Raw genomic sequence first — 22,481 nt, 5'->3', positions numbered from 1 at the left:
GCCCATGCAATCGATTTATAACTCGGTGTCGTCGCTCACGCAGCTTCAGCGCCAACTTGACGTGACGGGCCATAACATTGCCAACGTTGACACGGCCGGCTATAAGCGGGAACAGACCCATTTCGCCTCGCTCTTGTCGCAGGCGTATGATAATCAACCACGCGCCGAGCTTGAGGTCGGGCGCGACACGCCGAACGGGATTCGCATCGGCGTTGGCGGCCACGTCGCCGACATTAGCCAACAGTTCAATATCGGCCAGATTCGCAAGACTGACCGTGGCCTTGATGTGTTCTTGAAAGCGAGCCGCCAGTTCTTCGCCGTCGAGACGGAGAATGGTGTCGGATTGACTCGGAGCGGGAACATGCAGCTGTCGGTCGGTGAGACGACGACGCTCGTCGACGTGAACGGAAACGCCCTTCTTGGTGCGGACGGTAACCCGATCACCATGCCGAACGAGGCGACGGCGCATCGCGTCCGTCAAGATGGGATGGTCGTCGCCAGCGTGAACGGTGTCGAGCAAGAGTTCGGCCGTCTCGATATCGTCGAGGTGCGTAACACGTCAGCGCTCCAACCGCTCGGCAACAACGTCTATGCGGCTGACTTGGCGGCGGACGTTGACCGTCCGCTCGGCAATCTGTTGATTGAAGGGACGCTCGAATCGTCGAACGTCGATTTGACGAAAGAGATGACCGACATGACGATCACGCAACGTGCTTACCAGATGAATTCACGGGCGTTGTCGATGAGTGACCAGATGATGGGACTCGTCACGTCACTCCGTTAATCACAGACCGTTCTTCTTCGGAAGGGCGGTTTTTGCGTTACACTGAATAGGAGGAGGGATGGACATGCGAATTGTCGTGGCGATGGATTCGTTCAAAGGGTCGTTGACGAGCGTGGAAGCGAATCGGGCGGTTTGTCGGGCACTCGCTGGACACGATGTCATCGAGGTGCCGATTTCAGACGGAGGCGAAGGATTTTTAGATGCGTGGCTCCTGACACATCCACATGCCGAGACCATCACGCAAGACGTCATGTCGCTTGACGGGACGATGCGACAAGCGCGGTACGGTTGGTTAGAACTGACGCGAGAAGCAGTCATCGAAGTCGCCGAGGCGTCTGGGCTCACACTTGTCGATACACTCGACCCATGGCGCTACAGCTCCTATGGGACGGGGCTGCAAATTCGGCATGCGCTCGAGCGCGGGGCGACACGCATCACCGTCGGCCTCGGCGGGAGTGCGACCGTCGACGGAGGCAAAGGCCTGCTCGAGGCGCTCGGCGTCCAATTCTTCGACGAGTTTGGACAGATCATTGGGCCGTTCCCACATCAACTCGAGCACGTCGCTCAAGTCGATTGGACAGGACTCCTCCCGGAAGCACGTCAAGTCGAGTGGCGCATCGCCTCGGACGTGACAAACCCGTTGCTCGGACCAATGGGGGCGGTGGCCGTGTTCGGACCACAGAAGGGACTGGCCAAACAAGACGTCGTTAGCTACGAGGAACGACTTTCCTCATACGCCCGTTGTTTCGAGCGTGATGTGACGGGACGACCGGGAGCGGGTGCGGCCGGCGGTATCGGCTTCGCGCTCTATCAGCTCGGGGCGACTTACGTGAGCGGAATTGAGGAGGCCGTGCGGTGGTCGAATCTAGAGGAGACGTTACGGACGGCCGACTGGTTAATCACGGGGGAAGGTCGCTTCGATGAGCAGTCGCTTCACGGGAAAGCGCCTTACGGGTTGGCACGTCTTGCCCATACGTACGACGTACCGACGCTCGTCTTCGCCGGACAATCGGAACTGATTGCCGTCCCGGACGTGGGGATTCAGGCCGTCTTCCCGATTGTTTCCCGGGTGATGACGCTCGAGGAAGCGATGCAGCAAGCGGCAGCGCTCTTGACGGACGCCGTCAGCCGAGCGTTCCGGTTAATCGACAAAGACGCCTGAACCAACTTCGGTTCAGGCGTCTTTGGGTCACGAGCGTTCTTTTAATAGGTCACGAATCTCCGAGAGGAGCTGTTCTTCACGCGACAGTTCCGGCTCCGGTGTCTCTTCGACCGCTTTTTCTCGCTTCAGACGGTTCAGCACTTTGACCATCATGAACAAGGCGAAGGCGACGAGGAAGAACTTGACGATTTCTTGCAGGAAGTTGCCATACGTTACCTTCACGCCGAGCACCGACACCGCGAGCGTCGAGAAGTCGATGCCGCCGATGAGGATGCCGAGGAACGGCATGAAGATGTCATTGACGAGCGACGTGACGATGGCCGTGAAGGCGGCCCCGAGGATGAAGGCGACGGCCAGGTCGATCACATTGCCTTTGATTGCAAACTCTTTGAATTCTTTCCACATAAAAATAAACCCTCCTAAATGATGAATACTCTTATGGTAGCACAGCATAGGCGGAAGCGGGCAGTATTTTTCACAGAAGCGTCGCCCTTGCCCTAGGCCGGGCGCTTGTTCGACGTATGGTAGATACGTTACACTTATATAGAACTCATGCAATAGTTTTAATACCAGGTACTAATATGTTATGATTAATTCAGCTGAAAGGATGTATGGACGTGGCGAACGAAGAACAGAACGGCTCGGAACAGACCGAGTCCAAAGAGCGGACGGAGCGGAAGCGATTATCGAACCATCGACGTTTCCCGATCTTGTTACGCGTCATCGTTGTCCTGCTGTTGGCTTTCGTGATGCTTGCGATTGGGGCCATCATTGGGTACAGCGTGATTGGCGGAGGCGAGTGGAAGGACGTGTTCAACATCGACACGTGGCGCCATATCACCGATTTTTGGCTAACATCATAAGGGTGGTGGAACCATGTACACGATTGAACAGATTAAAGAAGTGATCCCGCATCGGTACCCGTTTTTGCTCATCGACCGAATTCTTGAAGTCGAAGAAGGCACACGGGCCGTTGGATTAAAGAATGTGACGGCGAATGAAGAGTTCTTCAATGGACATTTCCCGGACTATAACGTCATGCCTGGCGTCTTGATCGTCGAAGCGCTCGCGCAAGTAGGCGCGTTCGCGATGCTCAAGCAAGAGTCGAACCGCGGCAAGCTCGCGTTCTTCGCAGGCATCGATGGATGTCGCTTCAAACGTCAAGTCGTCCCGGGCGATCAATTGCGCCTCGAGGTCGAAATCTTGAAAGTGCGCGGACCGATCGGTAAAGGACGCGCCGTGGCGACAGTCGATGGAGAAGTTGCTTGTGAAGCGGAACTCACTTTCGCCTTGAAGTGAGGAGAGAACGAGATGCGCGTATTGGTGATTGCCTTGATTCTCGGATTGGCGACCATCGTCGGTTGCCAACAAGTGCAAGATGACCCGGCCGAGGAGAACGTCGTGTTTGAACAGGACGTCGATGATGCGATGATCGACAAACGGGCCGGCCAATCGGAATCGATTGCGGTCTCGCTCGAGCGGACGAACAGCTCGACGATGCTGTTCACGATTCGGATGCTCGAAGACCGTCGCCTCGATCCGACGACAATTATCAGTTACGAAGTCGAGGGCACGCGTGTCCCGATTCCGTTCGGTGAACTTGTCGCGGAACGCGAAGGGGATGTGCGGACGTACGTCTATCAAGCGGATTTGAACCCCGATCTTTTCGTCACCGAGACGTTGCCGCTCTTCCATATCGGAGAAGAGGGCGAGGCCGAGGTGTCGATGCCGCTCGAGGTCGTGAATTCGACAAATGAATGAACGGACGGATGATTTTTTTGTCGAAAATCATCCGTTTTTTTATACAGTTTTTCTGGCAATCGTCCGATACATATAGTAAGGACGATTGGAGGGAATCATTATGAAACGAAATAAACCACAGTCGCTGCAGAAACGGATCTTGGCGATGATGTTGGCGTTCATCACGCTACTCATCGTCACATTCGGCGTGTTGCAGTACGTCAGCACGAAACATACGGTGCAGAGCTCGATGCAGGCCGTCCTGTTGGCGGATGGGGCGCGCATCAGCGAGGCGATTGACACGGAGGCGTACGCGGCCTTTATGCAAAACCCGACAAAAGATGAACGGTTCGAGCAGTTTCGAGAACAGCTCGATACGTATCGCACGCAAATCGGGGCGATGTACGTCTATACACTCGCGGCCGACGGGGAAGAGCTTCAAATCATCGTCGACGGTATGAGCGCGAGCGATGCGGTCGAAATCGGCACGCCGACGACGGCGACGTCTTTCGAAGATGCTAAAGCGGCGTTTGAGGGTGGGACCGTCACGACGCCGATCGTCGAGGACCCGGAATATGGGGACTATATGACCGTGCTCGTCCCGATCAAACAAGGTGGGGACGTCATCGGTGTCCTCGGAATCGACAAAGGGGCGAGTGATGTCGCGGCGGTGACGGAAGACGTGCTCCAAGAGAGCTTGCCCCCGATTCTCATCGGGCTCGTTATCTTGCTCGGGGTGGCTTCAGTCATCATTTGGCGCTATCTCGGTTGGAAACTCCGACCGCTCCGTGAGCTTGAAAGGGTCGCGACTCATATTGCGAGCGGCGACCTAGCGACAGCGGCCAAAGAGATGGACAACATCCAACTGAAAGCGAACGATGAGATTAAGCGGCTCACTGCCTCGATGGACCAGATGACGAAGATGCTCCGCGATTTGATTTCCGGATTGCAGACATCTGCCCAGACGGTGCGGGACGAGAGCGGCAACGTGGCGAGCATCTCGGAAGAAGTGAACGACGCCTCGAGACAAATCGCGTTCACGATGGAAGAAATTGCGGGTGGCGTCGAGAATCAGAGCGTGCTCACGATGAAGCTGTATGGGCATATGAACGAGTTTTCGGGACTCGTCGACCAGACGGCGCACGACGGAAACGGCGTGAGTGAACAGGCGGAAGTGGTCAGCCGTGTGACGGCCGAAGGGCTCCTCCTCATGGAGGACGCCGTCGGGAAAATGACGAACATCCATCTGCAAGTACGCGAATCACAAGGTCAGGTGAAAGACTTCGAGCAACAGGCGGACGAAGTGACGGCACTCGTCACGATGATCCGTCAAATCTCGGAACAGACGAATTTGCTCGCCCTGAACGCGGCCATCGAGGCGGCCCGCGCTGGGGAGCATGGGAAAGGGTTCGCCGTCGTCGCCTCCGAGATTCGGAAGTTGTCGGACAGTGTCGCCCAATCGGTCAGTGAGATCTCGGAGATCGTCGGCAGCGTCAAACGGAACTCGATCGCGCTCGGTGAGACGTTCACGGACAGTATGCACGCCGCCGAGGACGGCAAACGGACGCTCGAGGAAACGAAGCGCGCCTTCAATGAGATCGAGCAGAGCGTGCGGGAGATGCAGCGCCTGACGAACTCGATGCAAGGGCAACTCGGACGCGTCAAGACGAACCAAGACGACATCAAACGCGGTCTATCGGATATCGCATCGATTTCGGAAGAGAGCACGGCCGGGAATGAGGAAGTGGCCGCCTCAACCGAACAGATGTCGGCGACGAGCGAGACGATGAACCGGCTCGTCAAAGACTTGTCGCATACGGCCGAGGACATGCAGCGCATGAGCCGGCAGTTCAAGTTGTAAACAGTCTCAAGTCAGACAGACCTCCGTTGCGTCCGGTATACTAGGCGCAAGGGAGGTTTTTTCATGCAACGTGTCTCAAGTGAACTCACACAATTCCGCGGCAGTCACTATGACTTTGGCCGCTTTCAAGGACAATACATCAAGCGCAGCAAACTGCTCGAGAACCGGACCGACCAGTGGAAGCTCCGCGTCCCGCGCTTTGAGATTGACGAGCGCGAGGCGAAGCAGGCGTTCGACCGGTTCGCTCCGAAGATTTGGGAAGAACTGCTCGGCCTGCAGGATGAGCTCGAATTGACGCTCGCCGACACGCTCCTTCACTTCGGTCATTTCCGGGTCAATAACCCGGTCAGCGGCTGTTCGATTTTGACGGGGGACAACTTCCTCGTCCGCAACTATGACTATCACCCGATGACGTACGATGGACGCTATAACGTGTTCCAGCCAGATGAGGGTTACGCCGTCATCGGTCCCGTCTCACGTGTCACCGGCCGGATGGATGGGATGAACGAGAAAGGGCTCGCCATGGGTTATAACTTCATCAACCGCCGGCGGCCTGGAGATGGGTTCGTCTGCCAGATGATTGGCCGAATGATTCTCGAGACGTGCGCCACGGTCGAGGAGGCGGTCGATCTGCTTCAAGAGATTCCGCACCGCGGCTCGTTCACGTATGTCGTCCACGACAAGTCGTCGAAGACACGCGTCATCGAAGCGACACCGCGCGACATTCGCGTCCGCGAGTCGAATATCTGCACAAACCATTTCGAACTGCTCCAACACGAGAACCGTTACCATCTTGATGATTCAACACGCCGGATGATGGAAATCAAGATGTATCAACATATCGTCCAGGACGCCGAGAGTGCGTTCCGGCTCATGAACGACTCGGACAAAGGCGTCTTCTCGGAGCTGTACAAGAGCTGGGCCGGCACGATTCACACGGCGGCTTATTTCCCGGAGACGCTCGAGACGTGGTTCGCCCTTGGTGGCGACCGCGACCCGGTCATCTTTGATTTTCAGGAGTGGCTCGACGGCAAAGATTTCGATTTACATGCCCTCGATGGGGAAATCGCGACCGACATCGAGTTCGCGAACACGGTCCAACTTTGGCGGTAACGAAAACAAGCAGCGACTCATGATGAGTCGCTGCTTGTTTTCGTTCGTCTGGCGCACGTTAGGCCGTACTGAATTCTTTAAAACCGGGAATACTACAAGCAGGAGGGATTCAGATGAAACGAATCGGATTATTAGCTATCATGCTCAGTTTGATTGTCGTCCTCGGCGGCTGTGTGCCGGGCGACGGGACGTACACGACCGACCCGGCTGGATTCTTTTGGGGCGTCTGGCACGGTTGGATTGCACCGGTGTCACTCATTTTAGGATTGTTCAATGATACGTATCGCATCTACGAAGTGAACAACACCGGTTGGTTCTATGATTTGGGCTTCTATATCGCCATCATCAGCGGGTTCGGCGGGATTGCCGTAACGCGCAAGAGTCGGGGCTAAACTAGACGAGACATCGTCTAGTTTTTTTATTGACCCACTTTAGCAAAAACTGAATTTGCATATAAAAAATCATGCTATATTTTTTTAAGGTTAATCAGATATTTCCAAAAGGAGACAGAAAGATGTTTATAAAAGTAAAAAAAAGTTGTGCGATTTTAATCGCGATGATATTACTGGCGGCAGTCATTTCACCTCTGCCTATACAAGCCGTAAACGTATCAGAAACGACAGCAGATTTGCGTGTTATAGAAGGGACTACAGATCAACCGAATCAGCATGTCACGATTGTAGCTGATGAAAAACTTGTCGAGACGAAGAGTGACGCCAATAAAAAGTTTACATATACGTTTCTGAAGTCACCAGTAGGCACAATTGCCGTTTATCAGCGGAATAGCGATGGTTTTGATCAGGTCATTCAAATGATTGAGCGAAGTGAACCTAAACCTCAAATGAAACCTGCAGCTCCGCAAGAAGTGACATACCTTGGGATGATTGATAACGAGTTCGTGTTCATTACACACCCAACTCATACAATCCATGCGACATACGAGGGACGGGCAAAAGAAGGAGTGGGTACGTTAAGAATACCAAAAAATCAAGCGGACTCTGTTAGTGTCTATGTGAGTAGTCCGGAAAAGGCATCGACCCCGATCAAAACATATAAAGAAACAGCTGCGAAGACGGATATCATTCGTTTAGACGCTGCCCCACATGAGACGCTACGCGTATCTGGGACGACGTTGCCTTATGTGAAAGTAGTCGTGAAAATCGGCTATGATGAAGAAATTGTACAAGCCGATGGGACGGGTAAATTCGATTTCCCATTCAAAGGTTGGGAAATACGGGCCTATCAAGAACAGGGATACTCGATTCAACCGGCACATTTGATGAATAAAATGCTTGGTGGAATTCACGGATTCACAATGCCCGCTTTCAAAGCAACGCCAGATCGTCCCTTATTTATCATCGAAGAGTCATTCACGCAATTTCGGGGAGTGACGTTCCCAGGTGCAGTGATTTTAATTGATGGCGATGGGTGTGGCATCAGTTATGAACAAGGGCAGTTTGATTGTTATTACCCACAAAACGATCGAGTCGATCGGACGCTTACGATTGAAAAAGATGGCCAGACCATTTTCACGAAGCAAGTAAAAGTTAAACGTAAAGTCGAAACAATCAAATTTGAAACACAATCGTTTGATCTCGCAGAAGCACGATTGATCGGTAAAGCGACACCAAACCAAAAGTTTGTCGTGGCCTACTCGGATCCAAAAGCTGGAAATGCTCAAGTTCGTGTACAGGCAAAAAGTGATGAAGCGGGTAACATTGTCTTTTCTTTACCTAGACTATACGGACTGAACTATATGGTCTCTTATTTGGACGAATATAATTATTCTCATCCAAAAGTAGAGCTTCGTGCGGAGGATAATCGCCCCGCTCCGATTCCAAATTTCAAACTTGAAAGTGATCGTATGGTAATTGGAATTCCACCATTTCATTACCCGAACAAAACGATAGCATTTGAGACGAAGATCGAAAAGTCGGACGGACGTTCGATTGTTGAGAAAGTAGATTTGAAAAATCCGACGGTTCCACTTGAGCTAAATGACAAGTTCATGATTCGGACGCTCCTTCAAGATGGACGCGTCTCGGAGTGGGTCGAAGGAACGTTTGATGCGATTCAAAAGCCATTGATTCAAAAACTGACGAATCATACGAAAGTGTTGAAAGGGACGACGGAACCGAACGCTAAGCTTCAGTTTTCGAAAGGGGTCACAAAAGAAGTGACGGCAGATGCCTCTGGGAAATTTGAGTTCGCCGTCAACTTAGAGAAAGTCTCGACGTTTAACGTCCTCGTTCAAGTGGCGGGTAAAGCAGATCAACGCTTCACGTATGCAGTAGAGGACACGATTCGACCAACGCTTAAAATTTACGACCTGATTCCGCAAGAAACAGAAGTACTCATATTCGACGCAATCGAATACGTCGGCAACTTTGAGATTGAATACTACAAAAACAAAACGTTGGTCCGAAAAGAAAAAGTTACTCCGATTCGACCGTATAAACCTCATCAATCTGGCTTTTTAATTTCAGGAGAACTGCCGGTTTCGAGGTTGAAAACAGATGGAATCACGCATCTCATCATCCGAGCTGAAGACTTGGCAGGAAATACTTCGCTCGGAAATAAAGTTACAATCAAAGACATGGTTGCACCTCGAGTAACGCTTCAAAAGTATGTTTTGCCAGGTGAACGACTCATCTATGGAAAAACAGAACCAGGGGCCAAAGTTACGTTCACTTATCGTAGTGATAAAGAGAAAGCCGTCTCAGTCTCGAAAACAGGGGATTTTGTCATTAAAACGACAGACCCTATTTATTCATTCATTAACGGCGTTCGTTACAGTAAAGTGAAAATCACGTCAAAGGATGCAGCGGGTAATTTGTCATATGCGAATGTAGGGCCAGTCGGTGACAAAATTCAAGACATTCGTATGAATGGGGATCAGCAAATTTGGTTTTACTCCCCATCAGACAATATGATTCAAAAACAGTATGAGTTCACCGTGAACGGACAAACGGTCAGCCATCAACAGATGGGCAACGTGGTCACATGGTCGAATGATATTGCATTACCTGCCGACGTGACAGTCAAGCTCATCAATCCGGATAAAACGATTAAGTACGAAATCAAGAAAACGGTCACGAAACCGTATAGCGGCAAAAATGTATCCGCCGTCAAATTCCAGAACGAATCTCGTCGCATTACAGGAATCGGGGATCCTCAAGCCACGCTTGAAGTATGGAGTGGCACGGCTAGAATTGGTAAAACGAACATCGATGCAGCAGGGAAGTTCAGTTTCAATCTAGTCCGGACTTACAAAGAAGGCGAAAGCTTAAAGTTCGTGAATATTCCTAGACTTGGACAAAAAACGTCAGTTACACTCAAGGCGAAAGATAACACGGCACCAACTAAGCCGACAGTCCATGCAATGTCGGCGGCGTCAACGAAAGTCCAGGGGAAGACAGAAAAAGGGGCAACCGTCCTCATTACGTATAACGGGCGGACCTATACGACGAAAGCGAACAGCTCTGGTTCATACGCCTATTCGATTAATAAATGGCTACCAGGAAAAACAGTTTCGGTCCGTGCAAAAGATACGACTGGAAATGTGTCGACGGCAACTGTACAAACCATCAAGTATGCGTTCAAACAATTCAGTGTGAATACGGTACGAACGAGTCACACCTATGTGACCGGAAAAGGACATCCAGGTGCGACGGTACAAGTGTATGGTAGAGATTCGAAAATCGGAAAGGCTGTCAAAGTTGATTCGAAAGGGAACTTCAAAGTTTATGTGAATAAACAACGTCAAAACAGTATGTTGACCGTTGAAATGACACGCTCGAGTTATATGACGAAGCGTATCAATACTATCGTTGCTAAATAACAAAGAAACCTCTCGAGCGTTCACATTCGAGAGGTTTCTTTTCCTCTTAAAAAGGAAATGGAATAAAAATTCTAATAAAGTGATGATTAGAATTCATCGTGCGGCTTCCGTCCTATCACCGCGACCGTATGATAATCGCGCGAGTCAGGTCCTCGGCGTTCATGGACATCAATGAACCCGAGCGCGGAAGCGGCGGGGATGAACTGTTCCCGCATGATGGACGCGATGCCATCCCACGTCACGTCACCTTTCCCGTCACAGTAGGTGATGACGAATGCCCCGTCCGGAACGAGAACGCGATCAATTTCGGCAAGCACCGCAGGCACGTCTTCCCAAAAGTAGAGTGTGTGGATGCTGAAGACGCGGTCGAACTGTGCGTCCGGAAACGGGAGCGTCCCGAGGTCGCCTTCGACGACGTCGGCTCGCCCGGTCTGCACGTCCGTTCGATTTCGTCGGAGCGCCGAGCGGACGATGGTCGGGGAACGGTCGAGCCCGGTCACATGCACGTGCTCAAAGCCACGCAGCATCTGCGCCAGCGCGTCGCCGGCCCCGCAACCGAGGTCGAGGACGCGATGGTCGGGCTGAATGTGAAGTTGTTCAATCGTCCAATCGACTTCGACCCGGTGTTGCCGGACCATCTTCTCACCGATATACGTGCCGACGATGCCGCGTGGATTCTCGTATTGACTGTCAATCCATGTTTGGAGACGCATGAAGCGCATCGAACCATTCCTTTCCGTATCCAGTAGATGTAGATTGAGTGTAGCATAACCATTTTGGGAGGGGAGTTGAATCGATGCGTTCCTTTTGGATTTTCGGCAATCAACTGTCGCACGAACTCGAGCTGTTCAATCACATCGAGGAGGATGACGTCATCGTCATAATCGAGGCGACATCACGGGCGACGTGGCGGCCGTACCATAAACAGAAACTCGTCCTCATCTTCTCGGCGATGCGTCACTTCGCTGAGGAACTGCGAGAAAAGGGCTACACGGTCGACTATCATGAGGCCGACTCGTTCCAAGACGCATGGGACGACCACTTCACACGATATGAACCGGAAGAAATCCATTATACAGCCGTCACCGACGCCGCGATGGAGAAGAAGTTGCAACAGTTCGGTCAGAAGCACAAGCTCGTCGAACATACGGACGTGCCGCTCTTCTATTTAACGAAGAAGGAAGCGGTCGACACGATTGGCAACGCGCCGTGGCGGATGGATCGTTTCTATCGCCAGATGCGGAAACGGTTCGACGTGTTGCTCGAAGACGGGAAGCCACGGGGCGGCAAGTGGTCGTTCGATGCGGACAATCGCCAGCCGCCAAAAGACGGGCTGACGTTCCCGGCACCAATCCATTTCCGACCGGACGCCATCACGAAAGACGTCATTCGAAAAGTCGAGACCGACTTCGCCAATCACCCTGGAGACATCACTTCGTTCGTCTGGCCAGTGACGCGTAGTGAGGCACAACGGGCGCTCGCTCGTTTCGTCGAAGCACGTCTCGAGACGTTCGGTCCGTATCAGGACGCAATGCTGTCGGACAATCAAGACATGTCGCATAGCCTGCTGTCCGCGGCCATCAACATCGGACTGCTGACACCGGATGAGGTCGTTCAAGCGGCCGTGGCGTCGGACGCGCCGCTCGCCTCGGTCGAAGGATTCGTCCGTCAACTCCTCGGCTGGCGAGAGTATATGCGCGCCGTCTATGTGGCATCGATGCCGGGTTATGAATCGGTCAACACGTTCAAACATGAGCGTGATTTGCCGCACTACTTCTGGGACGCTGAGACGGACATGCACTGCGTCCATCAAAGTGTAAAACCCGTCATCGAGCGGGCCCATAACCATCACATCCAACGGCTCATGGTGCTCGGCAACTTCGCGACGCTGTTCGAAGTGTCGCCTCAACAGACGAGCGACTGGTTCAACGAGATGTATATCGATGCCTACGACTGGGTCGTGCTACCGAACGTGCTCGGGATGGCACTCCATGCCGATGGCGGGAAGTTGGCGACGAAGACGTACGTCGCCTCGGGGAAGTACATCGACAAGATGAGCGATTACTGCAAAGACTGTAAATACAATCCGAAACATACGACCGAGGACGACGCCTGTCCGTTCAATGCACTCTATTGGCACTTCATCGACAAGCACGAGGAGCGGTTCGCGAAGAATCAGCGCATGAAGATGATGGTCCGTAACTGGCAAGGACGGGACGATGCCGTCAAAGCCGACATTTTGGCGAAGGCGAGACAGACGCTCGACGAAACCGACTCCTTATGAGTCGGTTTTTTTACGTCATCTTCACAAACTTTTGCATCTGCTTCACGGCCGCTTTACATTCATCCGTTACGATATGACTTGTGAGACCCCTCATGCCAAGTGAATAGCAACCGGTAGAACATTCGAGAGACCAACAGAAGCCCGTACGTCGATGACGTCCTGTTTCTGTTGGTCCTTTTTTTAGGGAAGGATGATTCAAGTGAATGAAACGCTCCGCACGATCGGACAAGAGAAGATGATTGCCTCCATCAAATCACCGAAACAACTCGAGAAGTTCCTGCAGTCGGACGTGACGACGACGTTCCTCATGATGGGGACGCTCAGCACGCTCGATCGCTACGTCGCCCATTTGAAGCGCGAGAATCGGACCGTGTTCCTGCACGCCGAACGCATCAACGGCATCAGTCTCGACCGTGACGGCATCGACTATTTGGCGAAACGCGTCGGCGCAGACGGGATTGTGACGACGAAGGCGTCTGTCATCCAACATGCCAAACGGGCCGGCCTGATGACGGTGCAGCGCCTATTCCTCGTCGACTCGGACGCCATCTCGTCAGGCATCAAGATGGCGAAAGACCAACAGCCGGACGCGCTCGAACTGATGCCGGGTCTCATTCCGAGTGTCATCGAGCACGTCGCGGAACACGTCTCGTTGCCGATTGTGACGGGTGGGATGATTCGAAAACCGATTCACGTGCATGAAGCCTTGTCCCACGGGGCGTTCGCCGTCTCGACCGGGGATGAGCGATTATGGGCGTCGCAAGGAATGAAGGAGGATATCATATGAAATCGATTCAACTGCAGAATATCAAAAAGTCATACGACGAGACGGAAGTCATCCGTGGCATCGACGTGACAATCGAGGCCGGTGAATTCTTCGCCCTCGTCGGACCGTCGGGTTGCGGGAAGAGCACGATGCTCCGGATGATCGCCGGGCTCGAGTCAATCACGAGCGGGACGCTCCGCATCGACGGCGTCGCCGCGAACGACTTGAAACCGAGCGAACGCCAACTGTCGATGGTGTTCCAAAACTATGCGCTCTATCCGCATATGACCGTCGAGAAGAACATCACGTTCGGGTTACATACGAAAGGGCTGACGAAGCTCGAGCAGCGCGAACGCTGCCTAGCAGCGGCCGAGACGCTCGGACTGACCGACTATTTGAAGCGGAAGCCACGCGAGCTCTCAGGTGGACAACGGCAACGGGTCGCCTTAGCCCGGGCGATCGTCATCGAGTCACCGATCTGCCTCATGGACGAGCCGCTCTCGAACTTGGACGCGAAACTTCGGGCCAAAATGCGCTCGGAGATCCGACAGCTGCAACGCAAGCTCAAGCTGACGATGATTTACGTTACGCACGACCAAGTCGAGGCGATGACGATGGCCGACCGGATGATGCTGTTGAACGATGGCGAGGTCCAACAAGTCGGTCAACCGCTCGATTTGTACAACAAGCCGGCGAACACGTTCGTCGCCTCGTTCATCGGTTCACCGCCGATGAATTTGACGCCGGTGCAGCGGAGTGACAAGGGCTGGGTCGCCTCGGACGGACGCCTGTTCCATCCGAACACGCTGACGCGAGAAGATACGGCGACGCTCGGCATCCGTCCGGAACAAATCACGCCGGCGAAAGAGGATGTCACGTTCTATGCCGAACTGAAGAACATCGAGGTGCTCGGCACGGAGACGATTCTCGCCTTTGACATGGGCGGCGTCGAGTGGCTCGCCAAATGGCCGGGACAATGGCCGCTGTCGATCGGGGAGAAAATCGCCTGTTACGTCGACCCGAAACAGATATCTTTGTTTGATACGAACGGCAATCGTATCGAACCGCGGCAACCGAAACTGTTCGAGGCGTTGGAGGTGTTCCAATGACGGTCGCCCTTCCGAGACAACGCGTCCGGAGCCGATTATCGGACGCGACGAGCGGACTCCTCTACTTGTCCCCGTCGATCGCGTTATTTGGAATCTTCCTCGTCTATCCGTTGTTCCGGACGATTTACTTGAGTTTCTTTCAAACGGACACACAAGGGACGCCACTTAGCTACGTCGGCGGCGAGCATTACGCCAAGCTGTTCACGAGCGCCTCGTTTTGGCAGAGCATTCAGGCGACGGTCGGCTTCGTTCTGTTGACCGTCCCGCTCACAATCATCATCGCGCTCGGTCTGGCGCTCCTCGCCAACGAGAAGCTGCGCGGCATTGGCATCTTCCGGACGGCATTCTCGGCGACGATGGGGATGAGCGTCGCGGCCTCATCGGTCATTTGGATGTTTATGTACAACCCGTCCATCGGCATCTTCAACCGTTTCTTGGAAGCGGTCGGAGCGAGTGGGGTGCAGTGGCTCCTCGACCCGCAGTACGCGCTCCTATCCGTGTCGCTCGCGACCGTCTGGATGAACATCGGCTTCACGTTCTTGATTCTTCTCGGCGGGCTGCAAAACATCGACCGGACGCTGTACGAGAGTGCGGACATCGCCGGGACGAACTACTGGACGCAACTCCGGGCCATCACCATCCCGATGCTGTCCCCGACGCTGTTCTTCGTCGGCATCATCTCGCTCATCAATGCGTTCCAGACGTTCGGGCAAATCGATTTGCTCACGAAAGGCGGGCCGACGAATTCGACGAACGTCATCGTCTACGCCATCTATAAGGACGCGTTCATCAACTATAACGTCGGCGGGGCGAGTGCGCAGGCCGTGCTCTTGTTTCTCGCGGTGCTGGCATTGACGTGGCTCCAGTTCAAACTCGTCGAAAGGAAGGTGCATTACCAATGACCCTCCGGAAAGTAGTCACGTATACGCTCCTCGTCTTGAGCGCCGTCGTCATGCTGTTCCCGATTGCCTACGCGTTCTCGATCAGCCTGATGGATGGGAGTGAGGTATTAAAAGGCAACCTCATCCCGCGCGACGTCACATTCGACAACTATGTCGCCGCGTTCGAGCGGATTCCGCTCATAACGTACTTATGGAACAGTCTCGTCGTCGCACTCCTCGTCATGGTCGGTCAAGTCGTCTTGTCGAGTCTTGCCGCCTTCGCGTTCGTCTTCATCGACTTCAAAGGGAAAGGGCTCATCTTCATGCTCTTCCTCGCGACGATGATGGTGCCCTGGGAAGCGACGATGGTACCGAACTTCTTGACGATTCAGTCGCTCGGCTGGCTCAACTCGGTGTGGGGGCTGTCGGTGCCGTTCTTCGCGCTCGCGTTCGGAACGTTTTTGCTAAGACAACAGTTCAAGACGATTCCGTACGAGATGTACGAGGCGTCACAAATCGCCGGCATCAGCCGCTTCCGTTTCTTTTGGAACGTCGTCTTGCCGGTCTCGAAGACACCGCTCGTCACGTTGTCGGTATACAGCTTTTTGACGACATGGAACATGTACTTATGGCCGCTCCTCGTGACAAACACGGAGCAGGCGCGCACGGTTCAAATCGGGATTAAGCAGATGCAGTCGAACGAGGTCGCCTCGGATTGGGGCGTCGTCATGGCGGCGGTCATCATGATTATCATCCCGACGCTGATGCTGTTATTCGCAGGACAAAAGCAGTTACAGGAAGGCTTGACGCAAGGTGCGATCAAATAATAGGGGGAAACGTTCATGAAAAAGAAAGCATTATTCGCAGGGTTGGCCAGTTCGGTGTTATTGCTCGGGGCATGTGGCAGTCAAGAGGCGGAAGAGGCCGCGGCGACCACGACGACGGATGGGAAGACAGAAGTCGTATTTTGGCACGCGATGAGCGGGGACTTAGAGACCGCACTCAACAACCAAGTCGACGCTTTCAACGAGTCACAGGACGACTATGAAGTGAAACCGGTGTTCCAAGGCACGTATGAAGAGGCGCTCACGAAGTTCAACGCCGTCGCAGGGTCAGCGGACGCACCAGCCATCATGCAGACGTTCGAGGTCGGCACGAAGTATATGATCGACTCGAACAAAATCACGCCGGTCCAGGAGTTCATCGACAAAGAGGACTTCGATACGGGCGTCTGGGAAGAGAACATCTTGAGCTATTATCAAGTCGACGGCAAGCAGTACTCGATGCCGTTCAACTCGTCGACACCGGTACTCATCTACAACAAAGACGCGTTCGAAAAAGCAGGCCTCGACCCAGAGAAAGCGCCGCGCACGTATGACGAGCTGAAGCAAGCGGCGAAGGCACTGACGACCGACGGGCAGACCGGTTTCACGATGCTCAACTACGGTTGGTTCTTCGAGCAACTTGTCGCCGCGCAAGGCGGGCTCTATGTCGACAACGACAACGGCCGTAGCGGGGCACCTACGAAAGCTGTCTTTGATGGGGAAGAAGGGCAGAACGCCTTCAACTTGATTAAAGAGATGTATGACGAGAAGACGTTCATGAACGTCGGTCAAAACTGGGACGACATGCGTGCCGCTTTCCAATCCGGAAAAGTTGCCATGTATCTCGACTCGTCGGCTGGGATTCGTACCGTGGCGGACAACGCTGACTTCGAGGTCGGGGCGTCGTATTTGCCGGTGCCGAACGATGCCGATCGTGAAGGTGTCATCATCGGTGGGGCCTCGCTCTGGATGGGTGACGGGATCGCCGACGAGACGAAGCAGGGCGCATGGGAGTTCATGAAGTATGCGGCGTCGAAAGAAGCACAGGCCAAATGGCACGTCGAGACGGGCTACTTCGCCATCAACCCGGAGGCGTATGACGAGCCGATCGTCAAAGAGATGTGGGCCGAGTACCCGCAACTGAAAGTGACGGTCGATCAATTGAGTGAGACGAAAGCCTCGCCAGCGACACAAGGCGCCCTCATCTCGACGTTCCCGCAGTCACGTCAAAGCGTCGTCAACGCCATGGAGAGCCTATACCAAGGCGTATCGGTCGAAGAGGCATTGAAGCGCGCGGCCGATGAGACAACTTCCACCTTGGGACAATGATATGTTGATTTACGCACATCGCGGCTATAGCGCCAAGTATCCGGAGAACACAATCAGCGCGTTCAAGGCGGCGTTTCCTCACGTCGACGGCATTGAGCTCGATGTCCAATTGACGCGCGACGGACGCCTCGTCGTGATCCATGACGAGACGGTCGACCGGACGACGAACGGAAGCGGCTTCGTCAAAGATATGACGCTTCGGCAGCTCCGCTTGCTCCGGACGGAGAGCGGGGAACGGATCCCGACGCTCGAGGAAGTACTCGTCTTGATTGAACCTTCCGACGTCACGCTCAATATCGAGTTGAAGACGGATCAATTTGATTATGAAGGAATCGAGTATTTGACGTGGCTCGCCGTCACCGAGTTCAAGTTAGAAGAGCGTGTCGTCTTCTCCTCGTTCAACCCGGACACGCTCGTCCGGTTGCGGGACGTCGCCCGCGAGGCGCGAATCGCCGTCTTGACCGGGGACGGGCATCCGAATCTGGTTGAATTTGTGGAACGAGTCGGAGCCGAGGCGGTTCATGCTCAACCGGCATTTATCGGGACGAGAGATGCGGCGATGATTCGCGAACAAAATCGGTTGCTTCGCCTGTATACCATCAATGACCCGAGCGAGTTGCCGGACATGACTGGTGTCGACGCCATCATGACGGACGAGGTCGAGCGGTTCCAATCGAGGTTGCGTCATTGAAGTGAGGCTGGATATAACTCAATCGATATGTAAGAAAGAGGCCAGCTGGCGCGACGTGTTCGCATCAGCTGGCCTCTTCTCATGGCAATTCTCTAAATTTAGTATTCTTTGTTCAACGTGGTAAATTCATCTTCTTTCAAAGGTGAATCGTCTTTTGAATTATGTCCATAATAGGTGACGACGTACTCTTTCTCTTGATTGGTTTTGACGAAAAATTCATACTCGACTCTGTTTTCGTCCTCGAAATTCAAGCGATATAAGTACCCAAATTGATTCATGCTGAACTCGACATCATAGGCGCTCTGATCGATTGAAAAATGCTCAGTTAACGTTTCGTTCAAAAAAGTTTCTCGCTGATCTACCTCATGAAGAAGGAAAAAGACACCTCCTAACAGGAGTAATGCAAAAGCGAGTTGAAACTTAGGTGTAGGTTTGTTAGATGCCATCTACATCAGCCTTCCTTAAATGAAATCAATCAACTGCTACCGCACGAAGCACGAGTATATATGACAAAGACCGCTCAATGAAGCGGTCTTTGTCATGTCTTCTTCGGCGAATCACTAAAAGCAAAATACAACCCGATGCCAATTGCGAGTCCAATCAAGTAGTGATCGAGCGCGATGGCAGTCGAGACACCGACGCCGAGGGCGAGCGGAAAGGCGTAGCTGCCGGTCGTTTGTTTATTGGACATGGAGCATGTCTCCTTTGTCCAATTACTACGGGCGCCGCCTCAAAAAGTTTCAAGCCTTCTTCTTCGTCCCTTGGAACGCGAAGAACATCGCGATGCCAATCCCGAGTCCGAGCCACCAGTTGTCGAACAACAGCCCGAAAATGAGAATAAAGGCGACGGCGACCGGGAGTGCCAAAAAGCCACGTTGACGTTTCATGCGAATCATCCTTTCTACGTCTCTCTTCTCGTCTGTTCCCGCTTTAAAGGTGATTCATTCAAAAAAGACGGTCCTGTCAGTCGGACGTCTCCCGTTCGGCGAGTGACGTCGCATGCGTCGAACTATTGGGATATAAGTAGATGGAGAACGTCGTGCCTTCCCCGTACACGGAGTCGGCATGGATGCCCCAGCCGTGCGCTTCGGCGATCCGTTTACAGATGCGTAGGCCGAGACCGGTCCCTTTGATCGGACGGTGTGCATCCGAGTCGACCCGGTAATACTCATCGAACACATACGGGATGGCGTCACTCGGGATGCCGATTCCGGTGTCACGGACCGACAGGACATACGTGTCGTCTTCGGTCGTCAGCTCGACGTAGACCGTGCCGCCGTTCGGCGAATACTTGATCGCGTTGCCGATCAAGTTATGGAGTAGTTGCAACAGCTTCTCCTGATCGGCCTCGAGAGTCATGTCATCCGCGGACAAGATGACGTCATGCTGGGGGGCTGTCGCCTTATAGTGTGCGACGATATCCTCGAGCAATGGTCGCAAGTCGAACGTCGACAACGACAATAACTCCACGGAATAGTTCACACGCTGGTAGTCGAGGAAATTATCGACGAGCCGCTCGAGTCGCTCGGCCTCCCGTTTGACGAGCGTCAACATCCCATGTGTTTTCTCGTCGTCGCCATGTTGGTACATGAGCAGTTCCGCGTAACCATTGATGGCCGTGAGCGGGGAACGGAACTCGTGGGACAGTTCGGCCAGGAAGGCGTCTTTCTGCTCCTCGAAGCGGATCGAGTCGGTGATGTCTCGCCACATGAGGAATGCGCCGCGCGGCGTATGTGTGAAGTTCACGATGACTTGCATCGTGCGCTCGCCGATGCGGAGCGACTTCGCATCCATGCTCGGGCAACAGCCGAACCGGTTCGTCATGAGTTCTTCCCAAAACAGCGTTACATCGTTCATATCTGCGCCGTTCCGCTCGAACGCTTCGTGGAAGAACCGGGTCATGTCTTCTGGGCGCGAGAAACGCTGGTTGACCATCGAGGGACAGATGGCGCGAAGCTGTTCGTTCGAATACAGATGGTTCCGTGTGAAGTCGATATAACAGACCGCATCTTGAACTTCTTCGACAAGTGAATGAATCGGTAACGACTGGGGTGCGTGAATCTGGTTCATTCGTTTAGCCGTCGAGTGCCCATGGTACCGGCGAGCCGGATAGAATGACTTTCGAGTCATCGCGCGAACCTCCCTTCGATATAAAGCTATATATATATACGTAAAGTAATATCGACATACTCCTTTATTATACGATATTCGCCGATGATTCCCTATACCCCCCATAGACCTAGCTAGAAATGGGTCACAACCGGGATAGTCGGACGGAATGCGCACGATTCTAGGAAAAAACACCTTCCTCGTATGTTAGAGGAAGGTGGTAGGATTAGAACAACGTATACGGGTTGACGCTATTGGCAGCCGTCGAGCTGCTGTAGACGTATTTATTTTTATGGATTTCGAAATGAAGGTGGCTTCCGAACGAGTTGCCGGTGTTGCCGACCGTTCCAATTTTCGCGCCTTTGGCGACTTTTTGTCCTTTGACGACGTTCAAACGATCCATATGGGCGTAGACGCTCGTGTACGCTTGACCGTTGATCGTGTGCGAAATCATGACGTGGTTACCGTACGCTCCATAGTTGCGGGCGACGATGACTTCACCGTATGCTCCAGCTTGGACTGTCGTGCCTTTCGCGGCCGCCAAGTCGATGCCGTTATGGAACGTGTAGCCGTATTTGCCGCTCGCCGGGCCATACCCTTGCGTCAACGTGCCTTTCGCAGGAATCAAGAACTTGCCCGCTGTCGCTGTTTGGAGTGACGTGCTGCTATATTTTTTAACATATGTACTCGAGACGTATTTTGTACTGCCGTTATAATTGATTTTTGTCCATGAACCGGTCGCGCCGAGATAGGTGAACGTTTGGCCGAGTTTAGCACTGCCGACTTTTTGATAAGACGTCGATGGGCCGCTCCGCACGTTCAAAACATTCGTCGTGACTTTGACTTTATACGATGTAGCTGCCTCTACCGGTGTCGAAGCGGGAAGTGTCAAGCCGGAAACAAGAAGGGCGCCTAATGTGATCGTCATCAGTTGTTTTTTCATAGTATGGTAAATCCTTTCAATTATGGAACAATGCGACAGAACAATGATAATTACCTTATAAAAAAATTTTACCATCAAAAAATAGATTCTAATATGTCATTTATATTTCAAAAAAGTATAATCGTTATGAAAACAATCGTGTATTGGAGAAAGTCCAGTCATATCAACGAAAATGAGACATGCAACGTTTTGTTGGTAAAAGAATATATGCCTAAAATTCAAAAAAACTCCGATTTCTCGTAGTTTAGCTTTTGAAAAACAGGGTAATTTTAATTAGTTTAGCCTAAATAAAATAGGATTGATGAGAATCAATCTCTTTTGTCAGTTGTTTCCTTGAAATGCTTCGTCCCATACATAAGAAAAACCGAGGCATGTGCCCCGGTTTCACTTGCCTGCTCTTACTGAGAAGGCGTGACCACGTTCCGACAAACGTCTCGATTAAGGTGCCGACAGTTCTTCCTCGGTGACCCATTTATGGTTGGTCACTTCTTCGCCGGATTCTAACGTGAAGTCGACCATATAGACCGTCGTCTCTTCGACAGAATCGATGGTAGCAGTCGTTCCGCCCATACCGCTCATATGCTCGGCATTGACTTCAACCTCGTCGCCGACCTCGTACGGGTCGTCCTGTGCACCTTCAATCTCTTCATGAATGATCCATTTATGGTCTTTGACGCGCTCGCCTCCGTGCATCGGGTCGTACGAGATACTGTAGGCGACCGTATCGTAGGCGCCGACGATGGTCGCTTCCGCGCCTTCCATGCCAGGCATATGGGCCTCTGTGATGACGGCCGTGTCGCCGACCGCGAACGTCGGGTTCTCTGCTGACTTCAAGCCTTCGGGGACGTCACCAGACCCGGACATGTCCATTCCTGAATGGTCGTTCCCGTCCATCGTCTCTTCCATTTGATCATTCATGTTCGTATCATTATTCGTCGTGTCGTTTTCACCACAAGCAACGAGTAAACCGCTCAGTGAGAGTGCCATCGTCATCATTCCGAGTTTCTTATTCCATTTCATTCATATTCCCTCCAAGTAAAGTGT

Annotated in this window: 24 protein-coding genes; 16 read left to right on the top strand and 8 right to left on the bottom strand. The window is 52.9% G+C overall.

Translation table 11 applies throughout. The annotated features are described in order from the left end of the window. Nucleotides 1–4: 4 nt before the first annotated feature. A complete protein-coding gene (locus KNP82_RS07460; RefSeq protein WP_214827558.1) occupies nucleotides 5–784 on the top strand; it encodes a flagellar hook-basal body protein in 780 nt (259 codons plus the stop codon). 64 nt (nucleotides 785–848) lie between these two features. Continuing rightward, nucleotides 849–1,946 carry a glycerate kinase family protein gene (locus KNP82_RS07455; protein WP_035385636.1) on the top strand — a complete coding sequence of 366 codons (1,098 nt, stop codon included), beginning with the start codon at nucleotides 849–851 and terminating at the stop codon, nucleotides 1,944–1,946. Between the two features lie 27 nt (nucleotides 1,947–1,973). Here the strand turns inward: KNP82_RS07455 and mscL are convergent, their stop codons facing one another. Then, on the bottom strand, nucleotides 1,974–2,351 hold the full coding sequence (gene mscL, locus KNP82_RS07450) for a large-conductance mechanosensitive channel protein MscL (protein ID WP_029594700.1): 378 nt from the start codon (nucleotides 2,349–2,351) through the stop codon (nucleotides 1,974–1,976). Between the two features lie 206 nt (nucleotides 2,352–2,557). Here mscL and KNP82_RS07445 point away from each other — a divergent pair, with 206 nt between their 5' ends. From KNP82_RS07445 to KNP82_RS07415, 7 genes are all read left to right on the top strand, one after another. Then, nucleotides 2,558–2,809 (top strand): DNA-directed RNA polymerase subunit beta, encoded by a 252-nt coding sequence (locus tag KNP82_RS07445; protein WP_029594701.1) that lies wholly within the window; start codon nucleotides 2,558–2,560, stop codon nucleotides 2,807–2,809. Nucleotides 2,810–2,822: 13 nt separating this feature from the next. Beyond that, nucleotides 2,823–3,245: a 3-hydroxyacyl-ACP dehydratase FabZ gene (fabZ, locus tag KNP82_RS07440; protein ID WP_029594702.1), complete on the top strand. Its 423-nt coding sequence runs from the start codon at nucleotides 2,823–2,825 to the stop codon at nucleotides 3,243–3,245. Between the two features lie 12 nt (nucleotides 3,246–3,257). Continuing rightward, nucleotides 3,258–3,707 (top strand): hypothetical protein, encoded by a 450-nt coding sequence (locus KNP82_RS07435; protein ID WP_029594703.1) that lies wholly within the window; start codon nucleotides 3,258–3,260, stop codon nucleotides 3,705–3,707. A gap of 100 nt (nucleotides 3,708–3,807) precedes the next feature. After that, entirely contained in the window at nucleotides 3,808–5,547 is a 1,740-nt protein-coding gene (locus tag KNP82_RS07430) for a methyl-accepting chemotaxis protein (RefSeq protein ID WP_029594704.1), read from the top strand. A gap of 63 nt (nucleotides 5,548–5,610) precedes the next feature. Next, nucleotides 5,611–6,660 carry a C45 family autoproteolytic acyltransferase/hydrolase gene (locus KNP82_RS07425; RefSeq protein ID WP_034779192.1) on the top strand — a complete coding sequence of 350 codons (1,050 nt, stop codon included), beginning with the start codon at nucleotides 5,611–5,613 and terminating at the stop codon, nucleotides 6,658–6,660. Nucleotides 6,661–6,773: 113 nt separating this feature from the next. Continuing rightward, nucleotides 6,774–7,052, top strand: a complete 279-nt coding sequence (locus tag KNP82_RS07420) for a hypothetical protein (RefSeq protein ID WP_214714438.1) — start codon at nucleotides 6,774–6,776, stop codon at nucleotides 7,050–7,052. A gap of 122 nt (nucleotides 7,053–7,174) precedes the next feature. Further along, on the top strand, nucleotides 7,175–10,501 hold the full coding sequence (locus KNP82_RS07415) for an Ig-like domain-containing protein (RefSeq protein ID WP_214714436.1): 3,327 nt from the start codon (nucleotides 7,175–7,177) through the stop codon (nucleotides 10,499–10,501). Between the two features lie 86 nt (nucleotides 10,502–10,587). Here the strand turns inward: KNP82_RS07415 and KNP82_RS07410 are convergent, their stop codons facing one another. Next, nucleotides 10,588–11,223: a class I SAM-dependent methyltransferase gene (locus KNP82_RS07410; protein ID WP_214714434.1), complete on the bottom strand. Its 636-nt coding sequence runs from the start codon at nucleotides 11,221–11,223 to the stop codon at nucleotides 10,588–10,590. Between the two features lie 74 nt (nucleotides 11,224–11,297). On the opposite strand from KNP82_RS07410, the gene KNP82_RS07405 reads away from it, so the two are divergent. The 7 genes from KNP82_RS07405 to KNP82_RS07375 all read left to right on the top strand — a co-directional run bounded on the left by KNP82_RS07405 (nucleotide 11,298) and on the right by KNP82_RS07375 (nucleotide 18,385). Further along, nucleotides 11,298–12,785: a cryptochrome/photolyase family protein gene (locus KNP82_RS07405; protein WP_214714432.1), complete on the top strand. Its 1,488-nt coding sequence runs from the start codon at nucleotides 11,298–11,300 to the stop codon at nucleotides 12,783–12,785. Between the two features lie 190 nt (nucleotides 12,786–12,975). Next, a complete protein-coding gene (locus KNP82_RS07400) occupies nucleotides 12,976–13,572 on the top strand; it encodes a glycerol-3-phosphate responsive antiterminator (RefSeq protein WP_029594711.1) in 597 nt (198 codons plus the stop codon). Continuing rightward, nucleotides 13,569–14,660 carry an ABC transporter ATP-binding protein gene (locus KNP82_RS07395; protein ID WP_214714430.1) on the top strand — a complete coding sequence of 364 codons (1,092 nt, stop codon included), beginning with the start codon at nucleotides 13,569–13,571 and terminating at the stop codon, nucleotides 14,658–14,660. The genes KNP82_RS07400 and KNP82_RS07395 overlap by 4 nt, the downstream gene beginning before the upstream one ends. After that, nucleotides 14,657–15,562 carry a carbohydrate ABC transporter permease gene (locus KNP82_RS07390; RefSeq protein ID WP_214714428.1) on the top strand — a complete coding sequence of 302 codons (906 nt, stop codon included), beginning with the start codon at nucleotides 14,657–14,659 and terminating at the stop codon, nucleotides 15,560–15,562. Before KNP82_RS07395 ends, KNP82_RS07390 begins: the two co-directional genes overlap by 4 nt. Next, nucleotides 15,559–16,368 (top strand): carbohydrate ABC transporter permease, encoded by an 810-nt coding sequence (locus KNP82_RS07385; protein ID WP_034779184.1) that lies wholly within the window; start codon nucleotides 15,559–15,561, stop codon nucleotides 16,366–16,368. Before KNP82_RS07390 ends, KNP82_RS07385 begins: the two co-directional genes overlap by 4 nt. A gap of 15 nt (nucleotides 16,369–16,383) precedes the next feature. After that, a complete protein-coding gene (locus KNP82_RS07380) occupies nucleotides 16,384–17,694 on the top strand; it encodes an ABC transporter substrate-binding protein (RefSeq protein ID WP_214714426.1) in 1,311 nt (436 codons plus the stop codon). A 1-nt stretch (nucleotide 17,695) separates the two neighbouring features. After that, complete coding sequence (locus KNP82_RS07375) at nucleotides 17,696–18,385, top strand: glycerophosphodiester phosphodiesterase (RefSeq protein WP_214714424.1); 690 nt, start codon at nucleotides 17,696–17,698, stop codon at nucleotides 18,383–18,385. Nucleotides 18,386–18,483: 98 nt separating this feature from the next. Here the strand turns inward: KNP82_RS07375 and KNP82_RS07370 are convergent, their stop codons facing one another. From KNP82_RS07370 to KNP82_RS07345, 6 genes are all read right to left on the bottom strand, one after another. Next, entirely contained in the window at nucleotides 18,484–18,831 is a 348-nt protein-coding gene (locus tag KNP82_RS07370) for a hypothetical protein (RefSeq protein ID WP_214714422.1), read from the bottom strand. A 92-nt stretch (nucleotides 18,832–18,923) separates the two neighbouring features. Beyond that, on the bottom strand, nucleotides 18,924–19,076 hold the full coding sequence (locus KNP82_RS07365) for a hypothetical protein (protein ID WP_160327095.1): 153 nt from the start codon (nucleotides 19,074–19,076) through the stop codon (nucleotides 18,924–18,926). Between the two features lie 49 nt (nucleotides 19,077–19,125). Continuing rightward, complete coding sequence (locus KNP82_RS07360) at nucleotides 19,126–19,272, bottom strand: hypothetical protein (RefSeq protein ID WP_021066172.1); 147 nt, start codon at nucleotides 19,270–19,272, stop codon at nucleotides 19,126–19,128. 76 nt (nucleotides 19,273–19,348) lie between these two features. Next, a complete protein-coding gene (locus KNP82_RS07355; RefSeq protein WP_251128685.1) occupies nucleotides 19,349–20,515 on the bottom strand; it encodes a sensor histidine kinase in 1,167 nt (388 codons plus the stop codon). A 205-nt stretch (nucleotides 20,516–20,720) separates the two neighbouring features. After that, a complete protein-coding gene (locus KNP82_RS07350; protein ID WP_058764770.1) occupies nucleotides 20,721–21,437 on the bottom strand; it encodes a peptidoglycan DD-metalloendopeptidase family protein in 717 nt (238 codons plus the stop codon). Between the two features lie 438 nt (nucleotides 21,438–21,875). Further along, nucleotides 21,876–22,457 (bottom strand): YdhK family protein, encoded by a 582-nt coding sequence (locus KNP82_RS07345; protein ID WP_131471402.1) that lies wholly within the window; start codon nucleotides 22,455–22,457, stop codon nucleotides 21,876–21,878. Between the last annotated feature and the right edge of the window lie 24 nt (nucleotides 22,458–22,481).

Origin of the sequence: Exiguobacterium sp. s26 (genome assembly GCF_018618235.1) — a bacterium.
GTDB classification, from domain to species: Bacteria; Bacillota; Bacilli; order Exiguobacteriales; family Exiguobacteriaceae; genus Exiguobacterium; species Exiguobacterium chiriqhucha.
This window is presented reverse-complemented; position numbering and strand designations above follow the sequence as displayed.